Below are 18,948 nucleotides of genomic sequence, written 5' to 3'. Positions count from 1 at the left end.
CAATGGGAGACTTGCAATGATGAAATTTGAAAGACAAAGGCGCGGCTCCGGCAGCGCCAGAATCGCGGTGGCGCTGGCGAGCGTGATGCTCGCAGGCGGCTCGGCAAATGCGGAAGGCGCGGCGGACCTGCTGCCCAAGAAATACAAGGATGCGGGTGTCATCAATCTGGTGACGGACGCCAAATACCCGCCCTTCCAGTATATCGACGATTCCGGCAAGATGGTCGGCTTCGAGGTTGATCTGTGGGACGCCATTGCACAGAAGTTGGGGGTAAAAGTCGAAGTGACCTCCGTGGCCTTCGACTCGATGATCCCCGGGGTTCAGTCGGGACGTTGGGACATTGCCATGGAAGGCATCACCGACAATCTCGAGCGTCAACAGGTCGTGAGCTTTGTAGATTATGGATACACCACTTCATCGGCATATGTGCTTGAGGAAAAGGGTGCCGAGATCAGCGACCACCTTCCCCTTTGCGGCCTCAAGGGCGCAGCGCAGAGCGGAACCGAATGGGTCGGAATGATCACGGCTGAAATGGCGGCAGCCTGCAAGGAAGCAGGCAAGCCTGAGCCGACCGTATCCGAGTTCGGAACATCGGACGCGACCCTGCTCTCCGTCTATTCGGGCCGAACCGATTTCGTGCTGACCTCCGCTGCCTCCGCGCAGGAGATCCAGAAGGCCGCTCCGCGTCCGGTCAAGGTGGTGCCGATGCCAATCCTGCCGCGCAAGCCAAGCGGGATCGCCTTCCGCAAGGACGAAAGCGATCTTGGCGAGGCGTTGCTTGCGGCGCTCAAGGAAGTCCGTGCGGACGGCACGTACGACAAGATCTATGCTGACTGGAGCGTCGAGCCCATGAAGATGGATCACGAGCCGGGCATCAATCTCGCGACTGTTCCGGCCGAGTAAGAATATATCGGGCCGGCGGCATGTCCGCCGGCCATTCAATGTGCGATTATCCGAGTGACCATGGCCAAGACCACGACCGCCGACCCGACAGACGTCGCTTCCGAGGCGACGGAACCTATGCTCACCTATGTACCGGCAAGTCCATGGGGTACTCGCATCGCTGCTGCGTTGCTGTCGGTGATCGTCGGTGGCTTCCTGATTTCCATAGCAGGCAACGCAAATTTCGGATGGGCAGTGGTCGGCGAATATTTGTTCGATGCCCGCATTTTATCCGGTCTCTATCTGACGATCTGGCTAACTGTTGTCACAATGATTATCGGCGTCGTGCTGGGCACGATCTTCGCGATCATGGCGATGTCGAACAATATCGTCATCTCTACCGTGGCAAACGCATATATCTGGTTTTTCCGTGGCACCCCCGTGCTGGTGCAGCTCATTTTCTGGTATAATCTTGGCGCCCTGTTTCCCGAACTTTTCATCGGCGTTCCGTTCACTCCCTGGGGTATGAGCGTGCCGACTAATACGCTGATTTCGCCGGTCACGGCTGCTGTCCTGGGGCTCGGCCTGAACGAAGGCGCATACATGTCCGAGATCATCCGCAGCGGCCTCCTTTCGGTCGATCCGGGGCAGCGGCAGGCAGCGACGTCGCTTGGCATGACCCGGGGCAAGGCGCTGTGGCGTATCGTTCTGCCGCAGGCGATGCCGGTGATCGTTCCACCCACTGGAAACCAGACGATCGGCATGCTGAAAACATCTTCGCTGGTCAGCGTGATATCGCTCTCCGACCTGCTCTATTCCGCGCAGACGATCTATTCGCGGAACTTCCAGACCATTCCGCTGCTAATCGTGGCTTGTCTCTGGTACCTGCTGGCGACCACGCTATTGAGCCTGTTGCAAGCCCGAATCGAACGCCATTTTGCCCGCTCTCGCCAAGAAATTGGCGCAGTCCCGCGGCGACGCATTTTCCGTTAATGCAGGGGTCGGGAATGTCTGCTCCGATGATCGTTTTCGATCGAGTCTCCAAGAATTACGGCGATCTCGCCGTGTTGCGCGATATCAACCTCACCGTGGCGGCGGGCGAAGTCATCAGCCTGATTGGCCCGTCCGGGTCGGGTAAATCCACGCTTCTTCGCTGCGTAAACCATCTGGAACGTATCGAGCGCGGCAGCATAACTGTCGATGGAGAATTGATCGGCTACCGCCGCAATGGAAACCATGCCTACGAGTTGCCCGAAAAGTTGATTGCAAGGCAGCGTGCTCGCATCGGTATGGTGTTTCAGAGTTTCAATCTCTTTGGGCACATGACCGCGCTGGAGAATGTCATCGAAGCGCCGGTTCACGTGCTGGGCATTCCCCGGCGCGAAGCAGAAAACCTCGGCGCAGAACTGCTCGTACGGGTCGGGCTGGCTGATAAACTCAAGAGCTATCCGCGCATGCTTTCCGGTGGCCAGCAACAGCGCGTGGCAATTGCCCGTGCACTGGCAATGAAGCCGAAAGTGATCCTGTTCGATGAGCCCACCAGCGCACTAGACCCGGAACTGGTTGGCGAGGTGCTCGATGTTATGCGCTCGCTGGCGGCGGACGGAATGACTATGATGGTTGTCACGCACGAAATGTCGTTTGCGCGCGAAGTCTGCCACCGCATCGCTTTTATGGAATCGGGCAGGATCGTCGAGTGCAGCACCCCGACAGAGGTGCTCGACAATCCCGCTTTCGAAAGGACGCGGACGTTTCTTTCTAAAGTTCAGTGATGCGCAATCATGACGTCCGATGAATGGGACCTGATCATTATCGGCGCGGGCATCGTGGGATGCTCGGCTGCCTTTTACGCGGCCAAAAATGGAATGCGCGTTCTGGTCTTTGAACGGGAGACGCCCGGTTCGGCGCAATCAGGGCGTAACCTCGGATTCGTCAGGCAACAGGGTCGTGACTTTCGCGAGCTCAGTCTTGCAATCGCTGCCATGAAGCTCTGGGAAGGCGTGGAAACGGAACTTGGCCGGAAAGTCGGCTGGTTTCGTGGGGGCAATCTCGCACTTGCGACTAGCGATGCTGACATGGCGCGGCACGAGGAATGGCAAGTCCGGGCGATGGACTTCGGCCTCGACACGCTGCTTCTGACAACGGAACAGGTCATTACGAAGCTGCCGCTGCTGTCGCGGAACGCCAATATCAAAGGCGCCATGTATACCGCCTCGGACGGAAAAGCAGAACCCGGCCGCGCCACCCGTGCCTATTTTGAGGCAGCGCTGGAACTTGGAGTTTCCTTCAGCCTTGGAGCATCGGTATCGCGTATCGACGTGAGCGCGGGACGTGTTACAGGCGTCTGGTCAGGCGGACGGCTTCATCGTTCCCGTATGGTTCTTTGCGCGGCCGGCGCGGGAAGCGGACGCCTTCTACGAGCAATCGGGCTCGATTTGCCGCAGGAGCAGATCCGGGCAACTGTCGTGCGCACACTGCCCAGACCGGAACTAAAACTGGAGCCGTGCGTATCGGGGCCGCTGACCGGTATCCGGCAGGATGTCAGAGGCGCCTATGTGGTTTCGGTGGCGGGCGGCGAATATGATGTACGTTGGGACTCCTGGCGATACGCACGTTCCTATGCGCCGGTTCGAAAATCCAATCCCGATATTGCCCGCATCAATGTCTGGGCGCCGTTGCAGCGGATATTCGGACGCGGATATGACAGGCCGTTGGCAGACATTCCCCCCACCCGCGATCATGTGGCTCCTGATGCATGGCGGACCAAAGAAGCCATTACGGAGTTTCGACACCTGTTTCCTGCTCTCGAGGACACGCAGGTTGAAACCTCCTGGGCAGGTATCATCGACACGCTGCCCGATGTCGTACCAGCCATGGGCGCAGTCGACGCGTTGGAGGGGCTTCTCGTTGCAACAGGCTTCAGCGGTCACGGTTTCGGACCCGGACCGATGGCAGGAAAGATCATGGCAGATCTCGCCACCGGACAGCAACCGCACATAGATATATCAGAGTTGTCACCAGCGCGTTTCAAGAATTCTCTCCAAGCCTGATGGAGAATCATCGAAACGCAATTCGACCGCTGTGAAGGTAAGTCATCGACTCGATTGGGCGGAGTTCAGCATAACAACTAACAAGTAGCGGAGCGACCAGTTATCGATCTTTTCAATCGGAAAGCAGCCGGTCCGCAGTCGGCCCCTTTTCTGCCGTCAGATGACGCGTCCCTGCACTATTTTGGAACCTTCCGCCGCAACGGAGTGTCCGAAATCGTGCTACAAATTTCGGACACACGTCGCCCTAAGCGGTCGTGCTCAAAAAGTCACATAGGCACCACCTCACATTGGGGAGGGCGCCGGACATACCCGATTCCTCCCCCGAGTAACCGGCCAACGTTTCAGTTATTGCAGTTAGAGCGCCGAACTCTTATATTGGCGGCAAGGAGAGCAGTCATGGCCAGCCAAGTCGTCAAATTTGCCGGTCTCTCGGATCGCGACCTCAAGAAGGTTGCCGCGATGCCAAGGCTCGCTGCAGGCGATCGGATGGAACTTCATGTGCGCCGCAAAGACGGGAAGGAGCAGACCCTGGCTCTTCCGGCCGTTGCCGTTGATGCTGTCGAGACTCTGATCGACCGATTGCTGAGCGGCGATCGCGTTGCGGTCCTCGCTGAAGACCAGGAACTCAGCCCGACGGAGATTTCTCCGATCCTCGGAATATCCCGGCCGCTCGTCGTGTTGCGGATGGATCGGGGTGACCTTCCGTTCCGATATGTCGGCAAGCACCGCCGTGCCTTGCTCAAGGATGTGCTGGCACTGAAAGCCCGTCTGGAAGCGCAGCGTGGTGCTATGGAGGCACTTGCTGAGGACGCTGAGGATCTGCACGTGCGCTATGGCGTTTAATCCTCCAACGGCGGTCTGTGATGCCTGCGTCCTTTACCCCTTCCATCAGCGCAACATCCTGATCCAGGCCTCCGCCGACGGGCTTTATGATGCACGCTGGACGGAAGAGATCCACGACGAGTGGATGCGCAATCTCATCGCGAACGTGCCGACGCTTTCGATTGAGCGCCTTCACGCAACACGGCGCCTGATGGAACAGGCTCTCCCTGAAGCACTGGTCGGGAAGTTTCATCACCATATCGAGGCCATCAGTCTGCCCGACCCTGATGACAGGCACGTCGTGGCTGCTGCGATCGAAACAAAAGCGTCCCATATCATGACCTGGAACCTGCGCGACTTCCCCGCAACGGAACTGAGGAAACACCGGCTGATCCGCGAGACACCCGATGGGTTCCTGGTCGGGATTTATGACGAGGCACCCGAACTCGTTATTGGGTCGCTGTCAAACGCTCGTCGCAATCTGAGCAAGACAGGCACCTCGGCGCAGGATTTCCTCGAACTTCTCCTCAAACAAGGGTTCACAAAACTGGCGCGGCGGCTGCGTTCGCACACTGCAGCGCTATAGCCGCTCCTGAGGCCATGTTCACGCTCCGTGCTCAAAAAGTCGCATAAGATTGCAAAGTGGATGTGATGTCCGGAAATATCTGGCATCTGGCGGGGTTTACGCGCCCGGAATTATGGGAGGCTGGTGGATCGCTTATGCGTCTGAAAACAGAACAGTTTTTTGGCTGAGCGCAGGGGATTCCGATTCCAAACCGGGTTTACCAATGGCCTCGTTGACAGTTAATTTTGGACCGGCGTTAGGGGATTGAATTTGAATGGAATGTTGGCTCGACTGTTGGTCAACCTGCTCATGGACGGTACCAGATTGGTCAACCTTGGACGGATACGATTGGTAAACCGGGGCAGGGGTCGCAACTCTTATTCCCAGCCTCGTCACGATGCGCGATGAGGCTGTCACACCAAGTATAATCCAGTCTGCTATTCGATGGTCACGTTCTCCCTATAGGGGCCAAGCACGATGACCATCGAAGAGTTCGTGCCTCTGACCTTGATCGCTCAGTTGGCGGGAGTCTCCCGGCAGGCAATTTGGAAGGCCTGCCAGCGTGGAAGCTGGCGAGGGTACCGCCTGGAGATCCGCGTTGCGCAAGGCAAAGGTGGCAACGCGGGCAAGCAATATCTCGTTAGTTTGGCTTCCCTTCCAGCCGAGCTGCAGCTGAGGTTGGAGGCCACTGGAACGCTGGTTCATCCGTCGCGGCCGATCGCAAGCCGAGGTCGGCGCCGCCGAGCGGATAGAGGCAAGAAGCGCGTGGTGATCAGTCGGCGGTGGGACGGACTGGTACTTTTCGACCCTGTCACCAAGGCCAAGATTGCGGAAGATCGCCTACGAAGCGATTGTTCTCTATGGTGAGAACACCTCGCTTCGCGCTCTTTGCTACCTCCTCCAGAACTGTGCTGCAGCTACCAACGGCATTGGCAACATTCGTCTTCCCCGCATCGAGACCATGCTCCGTATCATGTCGTGCGGCAGCGATGCTCTGAAGCTATTGTACGAACGCGGACACGACCTTCAAAGATCGGCTTAATTCCGGACGGCGACAGTTAATTTTGAACGGCACATGGAACCACCGATTCCGAACCCTTCCGAGACACTCATTGGCGCGGTCAATTGATTGCAAACCGAACAAGATCAGGGCAGTAAATATCGCGGGCTTCCGGGAGGTTCGCGACGTTTCGCCAGGACGGTCATCAATTTAGGTCGAGGAAGAAAGGCGCAACGCGCGTGCGTATGAAGGTTATCAGCTGCATTTGCGCTGCGTTCTTGAACATTGGATCTGCCACAGCGATGCCGGTGGACATGACGACAGACCGCTTTCTCGATATCTGCGACGCGCCCAATGTGCAGGCGGCCGCTTTGAAAGGCGACCAACTTGGCTGGCAGCGCCTGACCAAAGCGGAAACGGAGGAATGGCGAAGCAATTTTCTCAACTACAATGGCGGTTCAGTGGACGTTGTAGGTTGGCCGCGGGAGAGGAAAGCTCGATCCGATTCAATGTCATTCTGGGTTGCAGTCGGTCCAAATGCTCACAAAGCATGTGCATACTCGACAGCAAGACCTGGCGGGTGGCTTGATGCCTTGTCGGCTCGTCTAGGCGAGCCCGACACTCTCGACAAGGATGACACTGTAGAAGTTATTTCGGCGTCGTGGACGCGAGGTACGGTCGAGTATTCATTTGCTCAGGCAGGATCGTCCGCCAGCATCACAATCGCAGCAAAGCGATGATGTGGCGGCGAATGCGTCGATAGTTTATCGCCCCAATTCTGAGAGATGAGAGGCGCCTCAGCTTTGAGGGCGCTCTTTGAAGCGCCAGGACTCGCTGCCGGTCTCGATGATCTCGCGGTGATGGGTAAGCTGGTCCAGCAGCGTCGTGGTCATCTTGGCGTCGCCGACGACGGCCGGCCATTCTTCCGAAGTGAGGTCGATGGTGCCGATGTTCGAGGTCTGCTTGTAGAGCCGGCTGACTAGGTAGAAGAGGAGTTGTCCGCCGGCCTGGGCAAAGGGGTATAGCCAAGTTCGTCGGGCACGACGAAGTCGAGCCGGGTCAGGTAGTCTGCGATGCATCCCTGCATGCCACGCCGCTCTGTCTCAAGCCGGTTGACCAGATCGACAACTTTGAATAAGCGGCCGCAGGCGCCACTGCGGACAAACGCGCGGGCGATCGCGATGCTTACGCCCCATCCGTCCAGAGATCACCGGCACCGCTCCGGCTCTTCGCCACGTTCACGAGCACGCTCGGCCGCGCGGTTGCAGCGGATCCGTCTAACCGTCTCGAGGTTCTCGCGCGCCGCCGCGGCATTGCTCCGGCCAGCCTCGGCAAGATTGCGAATCTGCTCCGATTGATTCACTGCCGCGTCGTCGCGACGCTGCTGCTGATCGCGCATGCACTGCGTAAATGCCCGGCCGCGATCCGCGCCGAACCGTTCGCACGTCTGGCTGTCTTCCCGGTAGGCACTGCGATCAGAATTTTGCGCGAGGCCCGGCGAAGACGCGCATCCTCCGAGCGCTGCTGCCAGAACAAGAAGGGCGCTGAGCCGCACATTCGTCGTGCGGGCCGAAATGCTGTTATTCGTCATGATATCTTCTCCAAACGGCCGATTTCGGCCGATTTTCAAGTCGAGGTTGATTTCCGTTGCCGCTCTCAAGCGCTGCGGCACTTGTAGCGGGCGGTGGTCTGGTAGAGCTTGTTCGCCGCCAGAAAGGTGCTGGCGAGCGCACCGAGCAGCTTGGCTCCCCGGCCCTTGCAGCGACCGATCGCAAGCGTCGTGCACGGGCCGATGTCCCAGGCGAGAGCGCTGGTGCAGGTCACGATGAACTCGGACTTGTGAATTTCGCGCGCAAGGGTGCCGGTCGGCAAGACTGCGGCGCTCAGCACGAGCGCTATGCCGGCACAGGTTGGCGTCACGACACGAAAGTGGTGAATCTGTCCGACATTTGAGAACATAGGGTGATCAAGCGGCGAGGATGGACGTCTCGCGCCGGAGCGGCCTGAGATCGAAGCTGTCAGTCGGGGTCCAGATGTAGTCGCCGGTAAGGCTGATATGCTGCCATCCGAGCGGGGTGATGTGTTTGATCACGTCGGGCGGCGTGGCGACACCTTCCTGGTTGAGTTCGGTGAAAGCCGGATCGAGATAGAGCGTGTTCCAGTAGACGATGGCGTTGATCAGCAGGTTCAGCCCGGATGCCCGATAGAACTGGCTCTCGAAGGTTCTGTCCCGTAATTCTCCGAGCCGGTTGAAGAACAGCGCGCGAGCCAAGGTATTCTGGGCTTCGCTCTTGTTGAGACCGGCGGTCGCGTTCCTGCGCATTTCGGGGTTCTGCCACCACTGGGGCAGGAAGATGGATCGGTTGATGCGTCCGATGTCGCGCAACGCCAGTGCCAGTCCGTTTTGGCGTGGGAATGCGGACAACTTCGCCAACAAGGTCGAGGGGCGTATCTGGCCGGAACGGATGGTCGTGACGAGGCGCAGGATATCGTTCCAGTTTGCCTTGATCCGCTCGACGTTGATGGACTCGCCAACGAGCGGTACCAGGTTCTCGGGAGGCGTGTCGCCCGGGAAGAGATAGAGCTTGCGATCCTTGAGACCGCGCAATCGAGGTACAAGCTGGAAACCGATAAGGTGGCAGAGGGCGAAACTCATGTCGCTGACCCCGCCGGTATCGACATAATGGGTTTCGATGGCGAGATCGCTACCATGATAGAGTAAACCGTCCAGAACATAGATGGCCTCGCTCGCGTTGGCGTTCATGGCGATGATGTGGAAGGCGCCATACTGGTCGGAGGTGAAGCGATAAAATTTTGCGCCGGGGTTCGGGCCGTAGCGGGCGTTGAGGTCGCCGATCGCCTCGGCGTGCCCACCCGCCGGAAAATACTGCCCGTCCGAGGATGAGGTGGTTCCGTCGCCCCACAGTTTCGCGAGAGGCAATTGTCTCTGGGCATTGACAAGGATGGCATGCGCGGCGGTGTAACCCTCCTCCCGGATATGCCAGTCGTGCGCCCAGGCGAGCTGGCGCATCGTCAGGCCGGGAGACACATCCGCCATTCTGGTGAGGCCGAGATTGATGCCGTCCGCCAAAACGGCGGTAAGCAGGGCAAGCTTGTTGTCGGCCGTCCGCCCGGTCCGCAGATGCGTGAAGGCGCTGGAAAATCCGGTACGGGCGTCCATCTCAAGCAAAAGGTCGGTGATGCGGATTGCCGGCAGGCGGCCTTCCACCTTCGGTTTCAGCGCCTTTGCGATATCCGGAAACAGGGCCTTGTGCGGCGTGACGCTGAAACCCGCTCCGGTCAATTCGACATCGTCGAGCTCACCGGCTTCCGCCAGACGGGAAAGATCGCGCAGCCCGTCGTTCAAGATCTGGCGCTGTTGTTTCAGATAGGTTTCTACATCGGTATCGACGGCGATCGGAAGCGGGCCTTCCTCGCGCATCAACTCGAATGTCGGCGCGGGAATGAGGAAGCTCTCGAAGGACTGGAAGCGCTTGGCTCCGTCCACCCAGACATCACCGGCATCGAGGCGGCGTTTCAATTCGCTGAAGAGGCAGAGTTCATAGGCCCTGCGATCGATCTTGCCATCCTTCAAGATGAGAGGCATCCAGCCTCTCGGCGCAAATGATATGGGCACCCTGTCTGGTATCGCTCTTTTTCCTTTGCGGTACAGATCGGCGACCGCGGATAGCGCCCGCAGGAGGTTGGTCGCAACGGCGTGGCCACGAAACACGAACGTCGAGAGGAATTTCGGCGCCATCTTCCGGATCGTCGGATAGCGCTGAAGCATTTCGATCTTCCCGTCGATGCTGTCCGGAGCAATCAGCGTGTCGACCGCCTGAACACTGGTAGTGAAGATCGGCCATTGAATGATCCGTTCGAGCGCTCTACCGATATCCTCGCCCTTCTCCTTCGCCTCGATGATCGCGTGGCAAATTTTCGAAACGTCCTTCAGCGGCTTTTGAACCTCCCGGACGGAACGGGTTATGCGGGCCGTCGCCTGATTGTCGGCTCGCCGCGTCAAGGCGCCAATCAATTTCTTGAAGACGTCGATTGCGCAGTCGGTCAGATGGCGGGAAAGATGCAGGGCCGTTGCAGCCAGCACGGCGTACCGGCGTTCGGGGTTGAGGTCGCGCAGGTGCTGCGCGCTCATCCGTGTCCCTTCTGCGGCGAGTTCGTCAAAAATCTTGGCAGGAATGCGCTCCATCAGTTCCACTGGCAGATTCAGAGATCGGAGGAACTGAACGCGTTCCGCTATCCTGTCGAGATTAATCGCGGTGGGCGACATTGCTGGTGTTCTCGCCCATGCGAGGACGGTCACGCTCATCCCCTCGCGCGGATCGAGAAGCTCGTTGAGGTCACGCTTCTGGTCTTCCGAAAGCCCACCAGCCAAGGCCCGGTGAGCGATGCGAATTCCACGCCGGATTGCAACATGGATGATGGCTTCGAGCGCCCCGCGCGCCGGCAGGAGAATTCGCCGCCGGCGCAATTCCTCCACAACCATATCCGCCAATGCATCGGCCCGGCGCAGCGCTTGCGCCGCAGGCGTCAGCCAGCCGGTCAGCGCTCGCACGTCCGAAGGTACAAACGGGCGTATCTTCATCCTCTCGAAAAGCAGGGCCAAGTGCTCGCGGCGTGTCTGCGGGCGCTCGAAATATCGATCGATCTCGCGATGATCGACGCCGATCTGCCGCGCCAGGAACCGCAAGACGCCTGGAGGTAGGATCTCACCCTCCGCTAGCGGTCGGCCTGGAAATCGCAGCATCGCCAAAACGCAGGTCAGGCCCAGCCGGTTCGGTGCACGGTTCTGCCGCATGATCAGATCGAGATCCGATTGGTCCAGCGTGTAGTGCTTGGCGATCTCCCTTTCGTCATCCGGGATTGCCGTCGCCTGGCTCCACCATGTTTCGCTCAGCATTGCTCTTCGCGCCATTCACCACCATCCATCTCGCCACCGAGGTTGCAGTGAAATGGAAAATGCGTGTCCGGCAAACGGAGGTTTGGCGGCGTCCACAGTTTTTGTCCGCAAACCTTGCCATATAACGGCAAATCGGACATTGTCCGAATTCGACGCCAAAACGGACAAGCCGCAACTCATGACCGCAATAGGCTATGCAAGGGTTTCCACCAGCGACCAGGATACCTCCCTGCAACTTGACGCCTTACGCAAGGTCGGCTGCGAGAAGCTGTTCGAAGACAGGGCTTCGGGCGTCAGTGCCGATCGGCCCGGCCTGGCGGAAGCCATTCGCTATGTCCGGGAAGGTGACACGCTCACGGTTTGGAAGCTCGACCGTCTCGGCCGATCGATGAAGCATCTTATCGAAATCATCACCGAACTGGAGGCCAAGGGTGTCGGCTTTCGGTCCATCACCGAGAATATCGACACCACCACATCCGGCGGCCGTTTGGTCTTTCACGTATTCGGGGCGCTGGCGCAGTTCGAGCGTGATTTGATCCGGGAAAGAACCCGAGCAGGCCTGCAAGCGGCAGAGGAGCGGGGGCGACGCGGCGGCCGGCAAGCTGTCGTCACGCCGGAAAAGCTCGCCAAGGCTCGTCAGCATCTTGCTGCCGGCCTCAATGTTCGCGAAGCCGCCGCGCGTGTGAAAATCGGAAAAACCGCCCTCTACGAAGCTCTCAAAGCCGAAAACTCGATGACGCCCACGGTTAAGCTAAGCTAAGTTCTTGATACGTTCTCAAAAGTCGGACAGATTCACCACTTTCGTGTCGTGATGCCTTGATGGCCGACCCGAAGGTTTTGCTACTCGACGAACCATCGATGGGCCTAGCGCCGCAGATGATCCGCGAGGTTATGAACATCGTGCAGCGGCTGAACCGCGAGGGCGTTACGATTCTGTTGGTGGAGCAGAACAGCAAGGTTGCGCTTAAGTTCGCGGACTATGGCTACGTACTAGAAGGCGGACGAATAGTTTTGGAAGGTCCAGGCGCTGAACTTGCCGGCAATGATGCAGTTATCAGCGCCTACCTTGGGGACGCGGCCGGATAGATAGCGACAAAGTTGCACGCGAAGCCCAGCTTGTTCTGCGGACGGCGGTGGAGTTCGCATTCCAAACGATCTGCCGGACCCAGCGCAAAGTGACGGATCGGGATCCTCGTCCGTCGCTATACCCAAAAAAAGTATTGCCGCTTATTCGAGCTGATAAGCTTTATTTTCTCTACTGGCGTTCTCCCTTGGCACAAACAGACTCAAGGTGAAATTGGTCGCCATCAGCAGAATGCTTTCAACCAGCAGGCGACTCCAAACCAGATTATCTGGCGTTATTTGTTGTTTTTTGAGTGATTTATAGCGTTGATTTCCTACTAAGCCACAAATTCCAACGAAAAAACCAACGCTCGTTCAAACGCTATCAGTCCAAAGAGATCACGCCAGGCCAATCTCGGTCGGGAACGTCTCTAAGGAAACGACATGCAAAACCAGCGCAGGCTACCACCCGAGCCACTCAACGGCGTGGACATACCCGGCCTCCTTGCCACGATTCGCTTGGTCGCGGATCAACCGGAACTAGCCCAGTTTCAGTTCAGAACCTGCAACGAGTGGGTTCACGGCACTCACAGCAGAAGTGCGTTTGTTGGATTTGCCGGTGCGGGCAGGGAACTCAAGCATGAGAGATTCTATTTCGCCGATACTGACCATCCCGCAGTCCTGTGCGGGAAGGGCAGTGCTCCCACACCGGTTGAATGGATATTGCACGGCTTGGCGGGCTGCCTCATGGCGGGCATTGCAAACGATGCAGCCGCCCGAGGCATCAGGCTCACGAAAGTGAAGTGTTCCGTATCAGGCGATATCGACCTGCGCGGGATATTCGGAGCACCCTGTGCGATTCGCAATGGCTTTAGCGACATTACGGTAACGTTCGACATCTCCGGCGAGGCAACCGGCGAAATGCTCGAAGCCCTCGTTGCTAATTCTCGCGCCCGCTCAGCTGTATTCGACATTCTGACAGCCGGCGTTCCGATCTCAGTGAACGTGCGAGCGCAGCACTGAATACAAATCAACCAATCCAAAACCAAACCAATGGAGACTAAAATGTTCCACACCATAAGCCGTGTTGCGCGGTCCATCAGGCTTCGCAGGGCCGAAAACGACCTGCGTCAACTGCCCGATCATATGCTTAAGGATATCGGGATATCGCGGAGCGAAATCTCATTCGCAGTTCGCGAGCGCAACTACCGCCGGACCTGATGAACCTGGGACGGGCGAAGACGAATTTCCGCCGCAAGCTCATCGGAGGTCGAAGCAATAAAAGCGTTCAAATGATTGATGAACTCGGCGAAGGCTGGCTCGTCCTTCAACAGGATGTGGTTCTGGCTTGTTGATTTCCACTCAGAAGTGAGCCGGATAGGCGCATAATTTTCATTGAGAACTGAGCCATGTGACCACTCCCCGAAGCGACATGCAGAACGGGGACAATGGAGTGATCCACATGGGACTATTAAACGTCATTCGGCGGATGGCCTTGCGCGACGAGTTATCGATACGCGAGATCTCGCGCCGCACTGGCCTGTCGCGCAACACGGTGACGAAGCATCTGGCTTCCGGGACGATAGAGCCGAAGTTCGCAACGCCTGTGCGACCAAGCAAACTTGATCCTTTTGCCGGGAAGCTTTCAGCCTGGCTGAAGACGGAGGCCGGAAAGCCACGTAAACAACGACGCAACCTGAAGCAGTTGCATACGGATCTGGTGGCGCTTGGCTTCACCGGGTCTTACGGCAGGGTTGCGGCCTTCGCTCGAGTCTGGCGTGCGCAGCGGCAATTCGAACAACAGACCACCGGACGGGGTACATTCGTCCCACTGGCGTTTCGCCCTGGCGAGGCTTTCCAGTTCGACTGGAGCGAGGATTATGCCATCCTTGGCGGCGAACGCACAAAGTTGCAGGTTGCCCACATCAAGCTATCGCACAGCCGGGCGTTTCTGGTCCGCGCCTATCTTCTTCAGACCCATGAGATGTTGTTCGACGCCCATTGGCACGGGTTCCGAGTTCTCGGAGGCGTTCCGGCCCGCGGCATTTACGACAACATGAAGACGGCGGTCGATCGCGTGGGCCGTGGTAAGGAGCGACAGGTCAACATGCGTTTCCTCGCCATGACGAACCACTACGTCTACGAAGCTGAGTTCTGCAATCCAGCGGCGGGATGGGAGAAGGGACAGGTTGAGAAGAATGTCCAGGACGCCCGGCCGCGTCTGTGGCAGCCGATGCCGGACTTTCCTGATCTTGCCACGCTCAACATATGGCTGGAACTGCGCTGCCTGGAACTGTGGAGCGAGATCCCGCACGGCACTCTTGCCGGCATGATCGCTGACGTCTGGGCCGCCGAGCAGGCGGCGCTCATGCCCTTGCCGGTCGCGTTCGATGGTTTTGTCGAGCAGAGCAAGCGTGTCTCACCCACCTGCCTGATCAACTTCGAGCGGCATCGCTACAGCGTTCCGGCGTCCTTCGCCAATCGCCGCATCAGCTTGCGGATTTATCCTGAGCGGCTTGTCGTCGTCGCCGAGGGACAGATCGTGTGTGAGCACACACGCTTCATCGAGCGGACACATAAGCATCCACCGCGCACGATCTATGATTGGCGTCATTATCTGGCTGTCATCCAACGTAAGCCCGGAGCGCTACGTAATGGTGCGCCGTTCTCGGAACTGCCGCCAGCCTTCAGGCAGCTACAGGATCAGTTGCTTCGTCGCCCCGGTGGTGATCGCGAGATGGTCGATATCCTCGCATTGGTGCTGCAGCACGATGAGCAGGCTGTACTCACGGCTGTGGAGCTTGCTCTTGTCGAGGGAGTAGCAACCAAGACCCATGTGCTGAACCTGTTGCACCGACTGGTCGACGGCAAGACGACAGGCGGTCCGGAACTCGATACGCCGCAGGCACTGACATTGCGGCGTGAGCCCAAGGCCAATGTCGAGCGTTATGATGGCCTGCGCAATCATCTTGCGGGAGGCCGCCATGCGTCATGATCCCGCCAGCGGCGCAATCGTCATCATGCTGCGCAGCCTGAAGATGCACGGCATGGCGCAGGCAGTCACCGATCTCGTCGAACAAGGGGCGCCGGCTTTCGACGCCGCAGTGCCGATCCTCTCCCAATTGCTGAAGGCCGAATTGGCAGAACGCGAGGTTCGCTCCATCGCTTACCACATGAAGGCGGCGCGCTTCCCGGCATACAAGGACTTATCTGGATTCGATTTCGCTGCCAGCGAGATCAACGAAGCCACATTGCGACAACTCCATCGTTGTGAGTTCCTCAACGAGGCTCACAACGTCGTGCTGATTGGCGGGCCAGGGACCGGTAAGACGCATGCCGTTACCGCTCTTGGCGTCCAGGCCATAGAGCATCATCGACGCAAGGTCCGCTTCCTCTCCACCATCGAACTCGTCAATGCGCTCGAGTTGGAAAAGGCAAAAGGCAAATCCGGACAGATCGCCGAAAGCCTCACACGGCTCGACCTCGTTATCCTGGACGAACTGGGATACCTGCCATTCAGCGCGTCCGGCGGAGCGCTGCTCTTCCATCTGCTCAGTAAGCTATACGAACGCACCAGCGTCGCCATCACAACCAATCTGAGCTTTAGCGAGTGGGCCAGCGTCTTCGGGGACGCCAAGATGACGACAGCTCTTCTCGATCGTCTCACTCACCGATGCCATATCCTCGAAACGGGAAATGACAGCTTCCGATTTAAAGCGAGCTCAGCAGCAGCGGCACGAAAGAACAAGGAGACCAACCGTGACTTGACCCAGGCATGAAGCCAAAACGATAATCAAAACCGGCTCAGTTCTCGGTGAAAATCCCGGCTCACTTCTGGGTGGAAATCAACAGACTGGGACGTCAGAGAGATAGAGGCTCGCATCCCCGCCAGGGGATGCGCCCATATCCGGCGACCAGCCGGCGGGGTGCGCGAGGGGTTGCCCCTCGTGACGTCAGGGGCCGGTCGACCCGGTCCCTGAGGTCCCGCGAGAGGCGATCGTTACCTTTGGCGGAGACTGCTTCAGCAGGCTCCGTGAGCGGCGGCGCACCGCGAATAGAGCGCGGTCGGCCGCAGGCCGGCTCGCCCAAACACCGTTCATTCAGCCGATGCATAAACAGCCTGAATCGATCCGGTCGGACCGATTCACGGAACTCGTTGGACGGCATGCATTGCGCGCGCGACATTCCCGTCATGCAGAACGAAGATGTGATCCACCTCCATCGTATCGATCCCGCCCGGAACATGGCCAGGTTCTATCGGCTGTCGTCAGCACCCAGCCTGTTCGGCGACATCTGTGTGGTGCGCGAGTGGGGACGGATTGGCCGGCCGGGTCGGATGCGGATCGACCTCTATGAAAAGGGCGAGGAGGCCATCGCGGCGCGCAAGGTCCTTTTGCGTCTCAAGCGCCAACGCGGCTATCAGGATGCGGTCGGGGAAAGCTGACGGTCGAGAGTGGTAGTCAGGCGGGCAAAATAAAGAGGCCCGCGCCGGATGATCGTCCGGCGCGGGCCTCTTCTCTGCGGGTTACTTCGACTGGAGATGTCGCAGCAGTGCGGCGAGCGTTTCGTATTCGCGGTCGTTGGTGCCGAGCCAGAGGGCGAGATCGTCGCCGCTTTCGTCAGGGAATGCCTGCAGGAAGAAGGTGCGCAGCGGTGGATCGTAGCCGATGACGGCATCCGGATCGAAGCGGCTATCGCTGCTGGTGACGGTGTAGCGGCTCATCGAAGCCTCCTGATCGGGTGGTGCAAAAAAGAGAGCCGGCCCCTTGCGGGGCCGGCTCGCTGCGGTTCACTGCGGGTTGTTCCACAGGATCACCTTCTTGTTCTCGTCGCCGCCGGGGGCGGGAGCGAGGTTGCCGAAGATCACGCCGATCTCGGGAGCTTCCAGCTTGACCGAGGTGTATTCCTCGCCCGAACGCTGGGAGATGCGGTTCCAGCCGGCTCCGATCTCGAAGCCTGTGCGCTTGTTGACGATGCGGTAGTCGGGGGCATCCTCGCGGGTCTTGTTGGCGTTCGGGATCAGCGTGATCGGGGCGTTGACCCGCAGCGTGGCGAACACGCCTTCCATCGAGCCGTCGGCCTTGGCGGTGAGGTTTGCGATCGTGGTGGCCATGGTAGTTCTCCTTCGGTTGCATCGGGACCATTCCCAATGGCGCCAAAGGAGGGGGCCGTCCTGCTGCGGTCACTAGGCAACAAATTCTGGAAAATTCTATTTGCCGCAGACAGCGGGCCGCACTTTCAAAGGGCCCCGCTTGCGGGAAGGAAAGTGCCCTGGCCCGCAAAAAAGAACCGAAATCGAATTTTCCTGAATTTTTGCCGAGCGTACCCCCAACGGGGGTTGACCGCAAAAGCAGGCGGTCCACTACAAAGGCGACATAACCACGGGAATGGTCCGGATGTGAACGAAGGCGATGCCTCCGGCCGCCATCGCAGATCCTTCACGCCCACGCACGCCGCTCGCAGGCACGGGTTTGCCTCGGCTGCGGATCCGCCTCTCCGTCACCTTGCCACACCCAACGACCGCCGCGCGTGAGGTGTCCCCTGCCCCGTATTCCGTCACGCGTCAGGCTTTGCGGGTCGGAGCCGGCTGGTGATGCTCGATTCCAACATGGGGCGAAGGATTCGCCCGCCAAGCGTGCAGCCGAGACTGCGCTGCCTGATCCGCAACCGCCCTGGCCTTGGCGCGACGGACAGTTGGGATTTCTAGGGGAATGCCTGCGGACCGCGCGGGTTGGCCTCGTCAGGGATCGGCTTCGAAGCTCGCAGACGATCGCCGCGGCGGCATAGGCGGCCGGATCCGAGGCCGCCCGATCGGTAGCCGGTCGACCTGGCTTGGGATCAGATTTCGAGGGCAAGGCGCTCGTCCGCCGTCATGCGGGCTTCGACGTCGCGCTGCGTGTCGGGGCCGGCATGCCGCATCATGGCGCGCCAGTCCGCGACGGTATGGACGGTTCCTACCGTGCCGCGCATCGTGTCGTATACGACGCAGGGACTGCCGATGATGGCCAGGCGCAGCACGTTGAGGCAGGTACCTGGCGAAATGCCGTCCCACACCATCAGGCCGAAATCGGCGCGGTTAGCCATCTCGCGGTCTTTTTCGGCGTGGACAGCAAAACCCTTCGCGCCGGCCGGCGGCGGAACGTGGTAGGCGGCCCAGTCACCGAGATTGTTGCGGGGTTCCGCGCGAGCATGGAAGACGCCGACATGCTCGTAGTTGTAGCCTGCCAGCAGTCCCTGCATCTCGGAATCCGCGCCCGGTGCATCGCCGATCAGCACGCCATGTTCGGCCGCGACGATCGTGCCGACCCGTTCGATTGCGGGGACAGGCAGTTCGAAGATGTCGCGTGAACCGCCGAGGAATATCATCGCCATGGTCGCTTTCCTTTCTCTCAGATCAACCGCCTCGCCCCCGGCTCTCCTCTCGCTCTCGTGCGCGAGGGATCGTCACCGTAGGCCGAGACGGCGGAGCCGGCTCGGGGAGCGGCGGCACGCCGCGAGTAGACCCCGGCCGGCCGTAGGCCGGCGCGCCCGAACCCGTGACGGACGACATTGGCAACGCTCCATCTGCGCTGTTTCCACGACGTCCCCGGACTTGCTGACGGGAACGGATGTGCACGCACGAAGAATCCGGCCGCAAACGGCCGGGTT

Annotated in this window: 20 protein-coding genes and 1 pseudogene; 14 read left to right on the top strand and 7 right to left on the bottom strand. The window is 59.2% G+C overall.

All coding sequences use genetic code 11. The features are described from left to right. Positions 1–16 precede the first annotated feature (16 nt). The 7 genes from DY251_RS16340 to DY251_RS21495 all read left to right on the top strand — a co-directional run bounded on the left by DY251_RS16340 (position 17) and on the right by DY251_RS21495 (position 6,187). Positions 17–904: an ABC transporter substrate-binding protein gene (locus DY251_RS16340; RefSeq protein ID WP_245416002.1), complete on the top strand. Its 888-nt coding sequence runs from the start codon at positions 17–19 to the stop codon at positions 902–904. Positions 905–964: 60 nt separating this feature from the next. After that, positions 965–1,876, top strand: a complete 912-nt coding sequence (locus DY251_RS16335; protein WP_116624977.1) for an amino acid ABC transporter permease — start codon at positions 965–967, stop codon at positions 1,874–1,876. A gap of 14 nt (positions 1,877–1,890) precedes the next feature. Next, positions 1,891–2,655 carry an amino acid ABC transporter ATP-binding protein gene (locus DY251_RS16330; protein WP_116625023.1) on the top strand — a complete coding sequence of 255 codons (765 nt, stop codon included), beginning with the start codon at positions 1,891–1,893 and terminating at the stop codon, positions 2,653–2,655. A gap of 9 nt (positions 2,656–2,664) precedes the next feature. After that, positions 2,665–3,933, top strand: coding sequence for an NAD(P)/FAD-dependent oxidoreductase (locus tag DY251_RS16325; protein WP_116624976.1), 1,269 nt, complete (start codon positions 2,665–2,667; stop codon positions 3,931–3,933). 396 nt (positions 3,934–4,329) lie between these two features. Then, positions 4,330–4,776 carry a DNA-binding protein gene (locus tag DY251_RS16320; RefSeq protein ID WP_116624975.1) on the top strand — a complete coding sequence of 149 codons (447 nt, stop codon included), beginning with the start codon at positions 4,330–4,332 and terminating at the stop codon, positions 4,774–4,776. Further along, complete coding sequence (locus DY251_RS16315) at positions 4,766–5,341, top strand: PIN domain-containing protein (RefSeq protein ID WP_116624974.1); 576 nt, start codon at positions 4,766–4,768, stop codon at positions 5,339–5,341. Before DY251_RS16320 ends, DY251_RS16315 begins: the two co-directional genes overlap by 11 nt. Positions 5,342–5,797: 456 nt before the next feature. Continuing rightward, positions 5,798–6,187: a hypothetical protein gene (locus DY251_RS21495; protein WP_158553268.1), complete on the top strand. Its 390-nt coding sequence runs from the start codon at positions 5,798–5,800 to the stop codon at positions 6,185–6,187. Positions 6,188–7,117: 930 nt separating this feature from the next. On the opposite strand, the pseudogene DY251_RS16300 reads toward DY251_RS21495, so the two are convergent. From DY251_RS16300 to DY251_RS16285, 4 genes and pseudogenes are all read right to left on the bottom strand, one after another. Next, positions 7,118–7,509 (bottom strand): annotated as a pseudogene (locus DY251_RS16300) (ATP-binding protein); the annotation flags it as partial. A gap of 18 nt (positions 7,510–7,527) precedes the next feature. Beyond that, positions 7,528–7,911: a hypothetical protein gene (locus DY251_RS16295; protein WP_147307448.1), complete on the bottom strand. Its 384-nt coding sequence runs from the start codon at positions 7,909–7,911 to the stop codon at positions 7,528–7,530. 65 nt (positions 7,912–7,976) lie between these two features. Further along, positions 7,977–8,279, bottom strand: coding sequence for a hypothetical protein (locus DY251_RS16290; RefSeq protein ID WP_116624971.1), 303 nt, complete (start codon positions 8,277–8,279; stop codon positions 7,977–7,979). Positions 8,280–8,286: 7 nt separating this feature from the next. Continuing rightward, entirely contained in the window at positions 8,287–11,253 is a 2,967-nt protein-coding gene (locus DY251_RS16285; protein ID WP_116624970.1) for a Tn3 family transposase, read from the bottom strand. Positions 11,254–11,416: 163 nt separating this feature from the next. On the opposite strand from DY251_RS16285, the gene DY251_RS16280 reads away from it, so the two are divergent. From DY251_RS16280 to DY251_RS16250, 7 genes are all read left to right on the top strand, one after another. Beyond that, positions 11,417–11,998: a recombinase family protein gene (locus DY251_RS16280; RefSeq protein ID WP_116625022.1), complete on the top strand. Its 582-nt coding sequence runs from the start codon at positions 11,417–11,419 to the stop codon at positions 11,996–11,998. A gap of 59 nt (positions 11,999–12,057) precedes the next feature. Next, a complete protein-coding gene (locus tag DY251_RS16275; RefSeq protein WP_342633575.1) occupies positions 12,058–12,324 on the top strand; it encodes an ATP-binding cassette domain-containing protein in 267 nt (88 codons plus the stop codon). A 420-nt stretch (positions 12,325–12,744) separates the two neighbouring features. Further along, a complete protein-coding gene (locus tag DY251_RS16270) occupies positions 12,745–13,323 on the top strand; it encodes an OsmC family protein (protein WP_116624969.1) in 579 nt (192 codons plus the stop codon). Between the two features lie 30 nt (positions 13,324–13,353). Beyond that, positions 13,354–13,521, top strand: coding sequence for a DUF1127 domain-containing protein (locus tag DY251_RS16265; RefSeq protein WP_342633574.1), 168 nt, complete (start codon positions 13,354–13,356; stop codon positions 13,519–13,521). A gap of 241 nt (positions 13,522–13,762) precedes the next feature. Next, entirely contained in the window at positions 13,763–15,295 is a 1,533-nt protein-coding gene (gene istA / locus DY251_RS16260; protein WP_116624967.1) for an IS21 family transposase, read from the top strand. Continuing rightward, positions 15,285–16,079, top strand: coding sequence for an IS21-like element helper ATPase IstB (gene istB, locus DY251_RS16255; protein ID WP_116625021.1), 795 nt, complete (start codon positions 15,285–15,287; stop codon positions 16,077–16,079). Before istA ends, istB begins: the two co-directional genes overlap by 11 nt. A gap of 386 nt (positions 16,080–16,465) precedes the next feature. Next, complete coding sequence (locus DY251_RS16250) at positions 16,466–16,744, top strand: WGR domain-containing protein (protein ID WP_245416007.1); 279 nt, start codon at positions 16,466–16,468, stop codon at positions 16,742–16,744. An 81-nt stretch (positions 16,745–16,825) separates the two neighbouring features. On the opposite strand, the gene DY251_RS16245 is transcribed toward DY251_RS16250, so the two are convergent. The 3 genes from DY251_RS16245 to DY251_RS16235 form a co-directional block, all read right to left on the bottom strand. Further along, positions 16,826–17,023, bottom strand: a complete 198-nt coding sequence (locus DY251_RS16245; protein WP_116624966.1) for a hypothetical protein — start codon at positions 17,021–17,023, stop codon at positions 16,826–16,828. Between the two features lie 66 nt (positions 17,024–17,089). Next, the gene (locus DY251_RS16240; RefSeq protein WP_116624965.1) at positions 17,090–17,413 is read right to left on the bottom strand and encodes a DUF736 domain-containing protein; all 324 of its coding nucleotides are present in this window, start codon (positions 17,411–17,413) and stop codon (positions 17,090–17,092) included. Between the two features lie 725 nt (positions 17,414–18,138). Further along, entirely contained in the window at positions 18,139–18,672 is a 534-nt protein-coding gene (locus DY251_RS16235; RefSeq protein WP_116624964.1) for a hypothetical protein, read from the bottom strand. Positions 18,673–18,948 lie beyond the last annotated feature (276 nt).

The sequence above is a fragment of the Mesorhizobium denitrificans genome (assembly GCF_003403035.1).
Lineage (GTDB): Bacteria > Pseudomonadota > Alphaproteobacteria > Rhizobiales > Rhizobiaceae > Mesorhizobium_G > Mesorhizobium_G denitrificans.
The sequence above is the reverse complement of the archived record's forward strand: the minus strand, read 5'-3'. Positions and strand labels throughout refer to the sequence as shown.

Excerpts from the sequence above, each read along its gene's own strand:
- DY251_RS16340 (WP_245416002.1), top strand. The coding sequence starts at position 17 with ATGATGAAATTTGAAAGACAAAGGCGCGGCTCCGGCAGCGCCAGAATC.
- DY251_RS16335 (WP_116624977.1), top strand. The coding sequence starts at position 965 with ATGGCCAAGACCACGACCGCCGACCCGACAGACGTCGCTTCCGAGGCG.
- DY251_RS16330 (WP_116625023.1), top strand. The coding sequence starts at position 1,891 with ATGTCTGCTCCGATGATCGTTTTCGATCGAGTCTCCAAGAATTACGGC.
- DY251_RS16325 (WP_116624976.1), top strand. The coding sequence starts at position 2,665 with ATGACGTCCGATGAATGGGACCTGATCATTATCGGCGCGGGCATCGTG.
- DY251_RS16320 (WP_116624975.1), top strand. The coding sequence starts at position 4,330 with ATGGCCAGCCAAGTCGTCAAATTTGCCGGTCTCTCGGATCGCGACCTC.
- DY251_RS16315 (WP_116624974.1), top strand. The coding sequence starts at position 4,766 with ATGGCGTTTAATCCTCCAACGGCGGTCTGTGATGCCTGCGTCCTTTAC.
- DY251_RS21495 (WP_158553268.1), top strand. The coding sequence starts at position 5,798 with ATGACCATCGAAGAGTTCGTGCCTCTGACCTTGATCGCTCAGTTGGCG.
- DY251_RS16295 (WP_147307448.1), bottom strand. The coding sequence starts at position 7,911 with ATGACGAATAACAGCATTTCGGCCCGCACGACGAATGTGCGGCTCAGC.
- DY251_RS16290 (WP_116624971.1), bottom strand. The coding sequence starts at position 8,279 with ATGTTCTCAAATGTCGGACAGATTCACCACTTTCGTGTCGTGACGCCA.
- DY251_RS16285 (WP_116624970.1), bottom strand. The coding sequence starts at position 11,253 with ATGGCGCGAAGAGCAATGCTGAGCGAAACATGGTGGAGCCAGGCGACG.
- DY251_RS16280 (WP_116625022.1), top strand. The coding sequence starts at position 11,417 with ATGACCGCAATAGGCTATGCAAGGGTTTCCACCAGCGACCAGGATACC.
- DY251_RS16275 (WP_342633575.1), top strand. The coding sequence starts at position 12,058 with ATGGCCGACCCGAAGGTTTTGCTACTCGACGAACCATCGATGGGCCTA.
- DY251_RS16270 (WP_116624969.1), top strand. The coding sequence starts at position 12,745 with ATGCAAAACCAGCGCAGGCTACCACCCGAGCCACTCAACGGCGTGGAC.
- DY251_RS16265 (WP_342633574.1), top strand. The coding sequence starts at position 13,354 with ATGGAGACTAAAATGTTCCACACCATAAGCCGTGTTGCGCGGTCCATC.
- istA (WP_116624967.1), top strand. The coding sequence starts at position 13,763 with ATGGGACTATTAAACGTCATTCGGCGGATGGCCTTGCGCGACGAGTTA.
- istB (WP_116625021.1), top strand. The coding sequence starts at position 15,285 with ATGCGTCATGATCCCGCCAGCGGCGCAATCGTCATCATGCTGCGCAGC.
- DY251_RS16250 (WP_245416007.1), top strand. The coding sequence starts at position 16,466 with ATGCATTGCGCGCGCGACATTCCCGTCATGCAGAACGAAGATGTGATC.
- DY251_RS16245 (WP_116624966.1), bottom strand. The coding sequence starts at position 17,023 with ATGAGCCGCTACACCGTCACCAGCAGCGATAGCCGCTTCGATCCGGAT.
- DY251_RS16240 (WP_116624965.1), bottom strand. The coding sequence starts at position 17,413 with ATGGCCACCACGATCGCAAACCTCACCGCCAAGGCCGACGGCTCGATG.
- DY251_RS16235 (WP_116624964.1), bottom strand. The coding sequence starts at position 18,672 with ATGGCGATGATATTCCTCGGCGGTTCACGCGACATCTTCGAACTGCCT.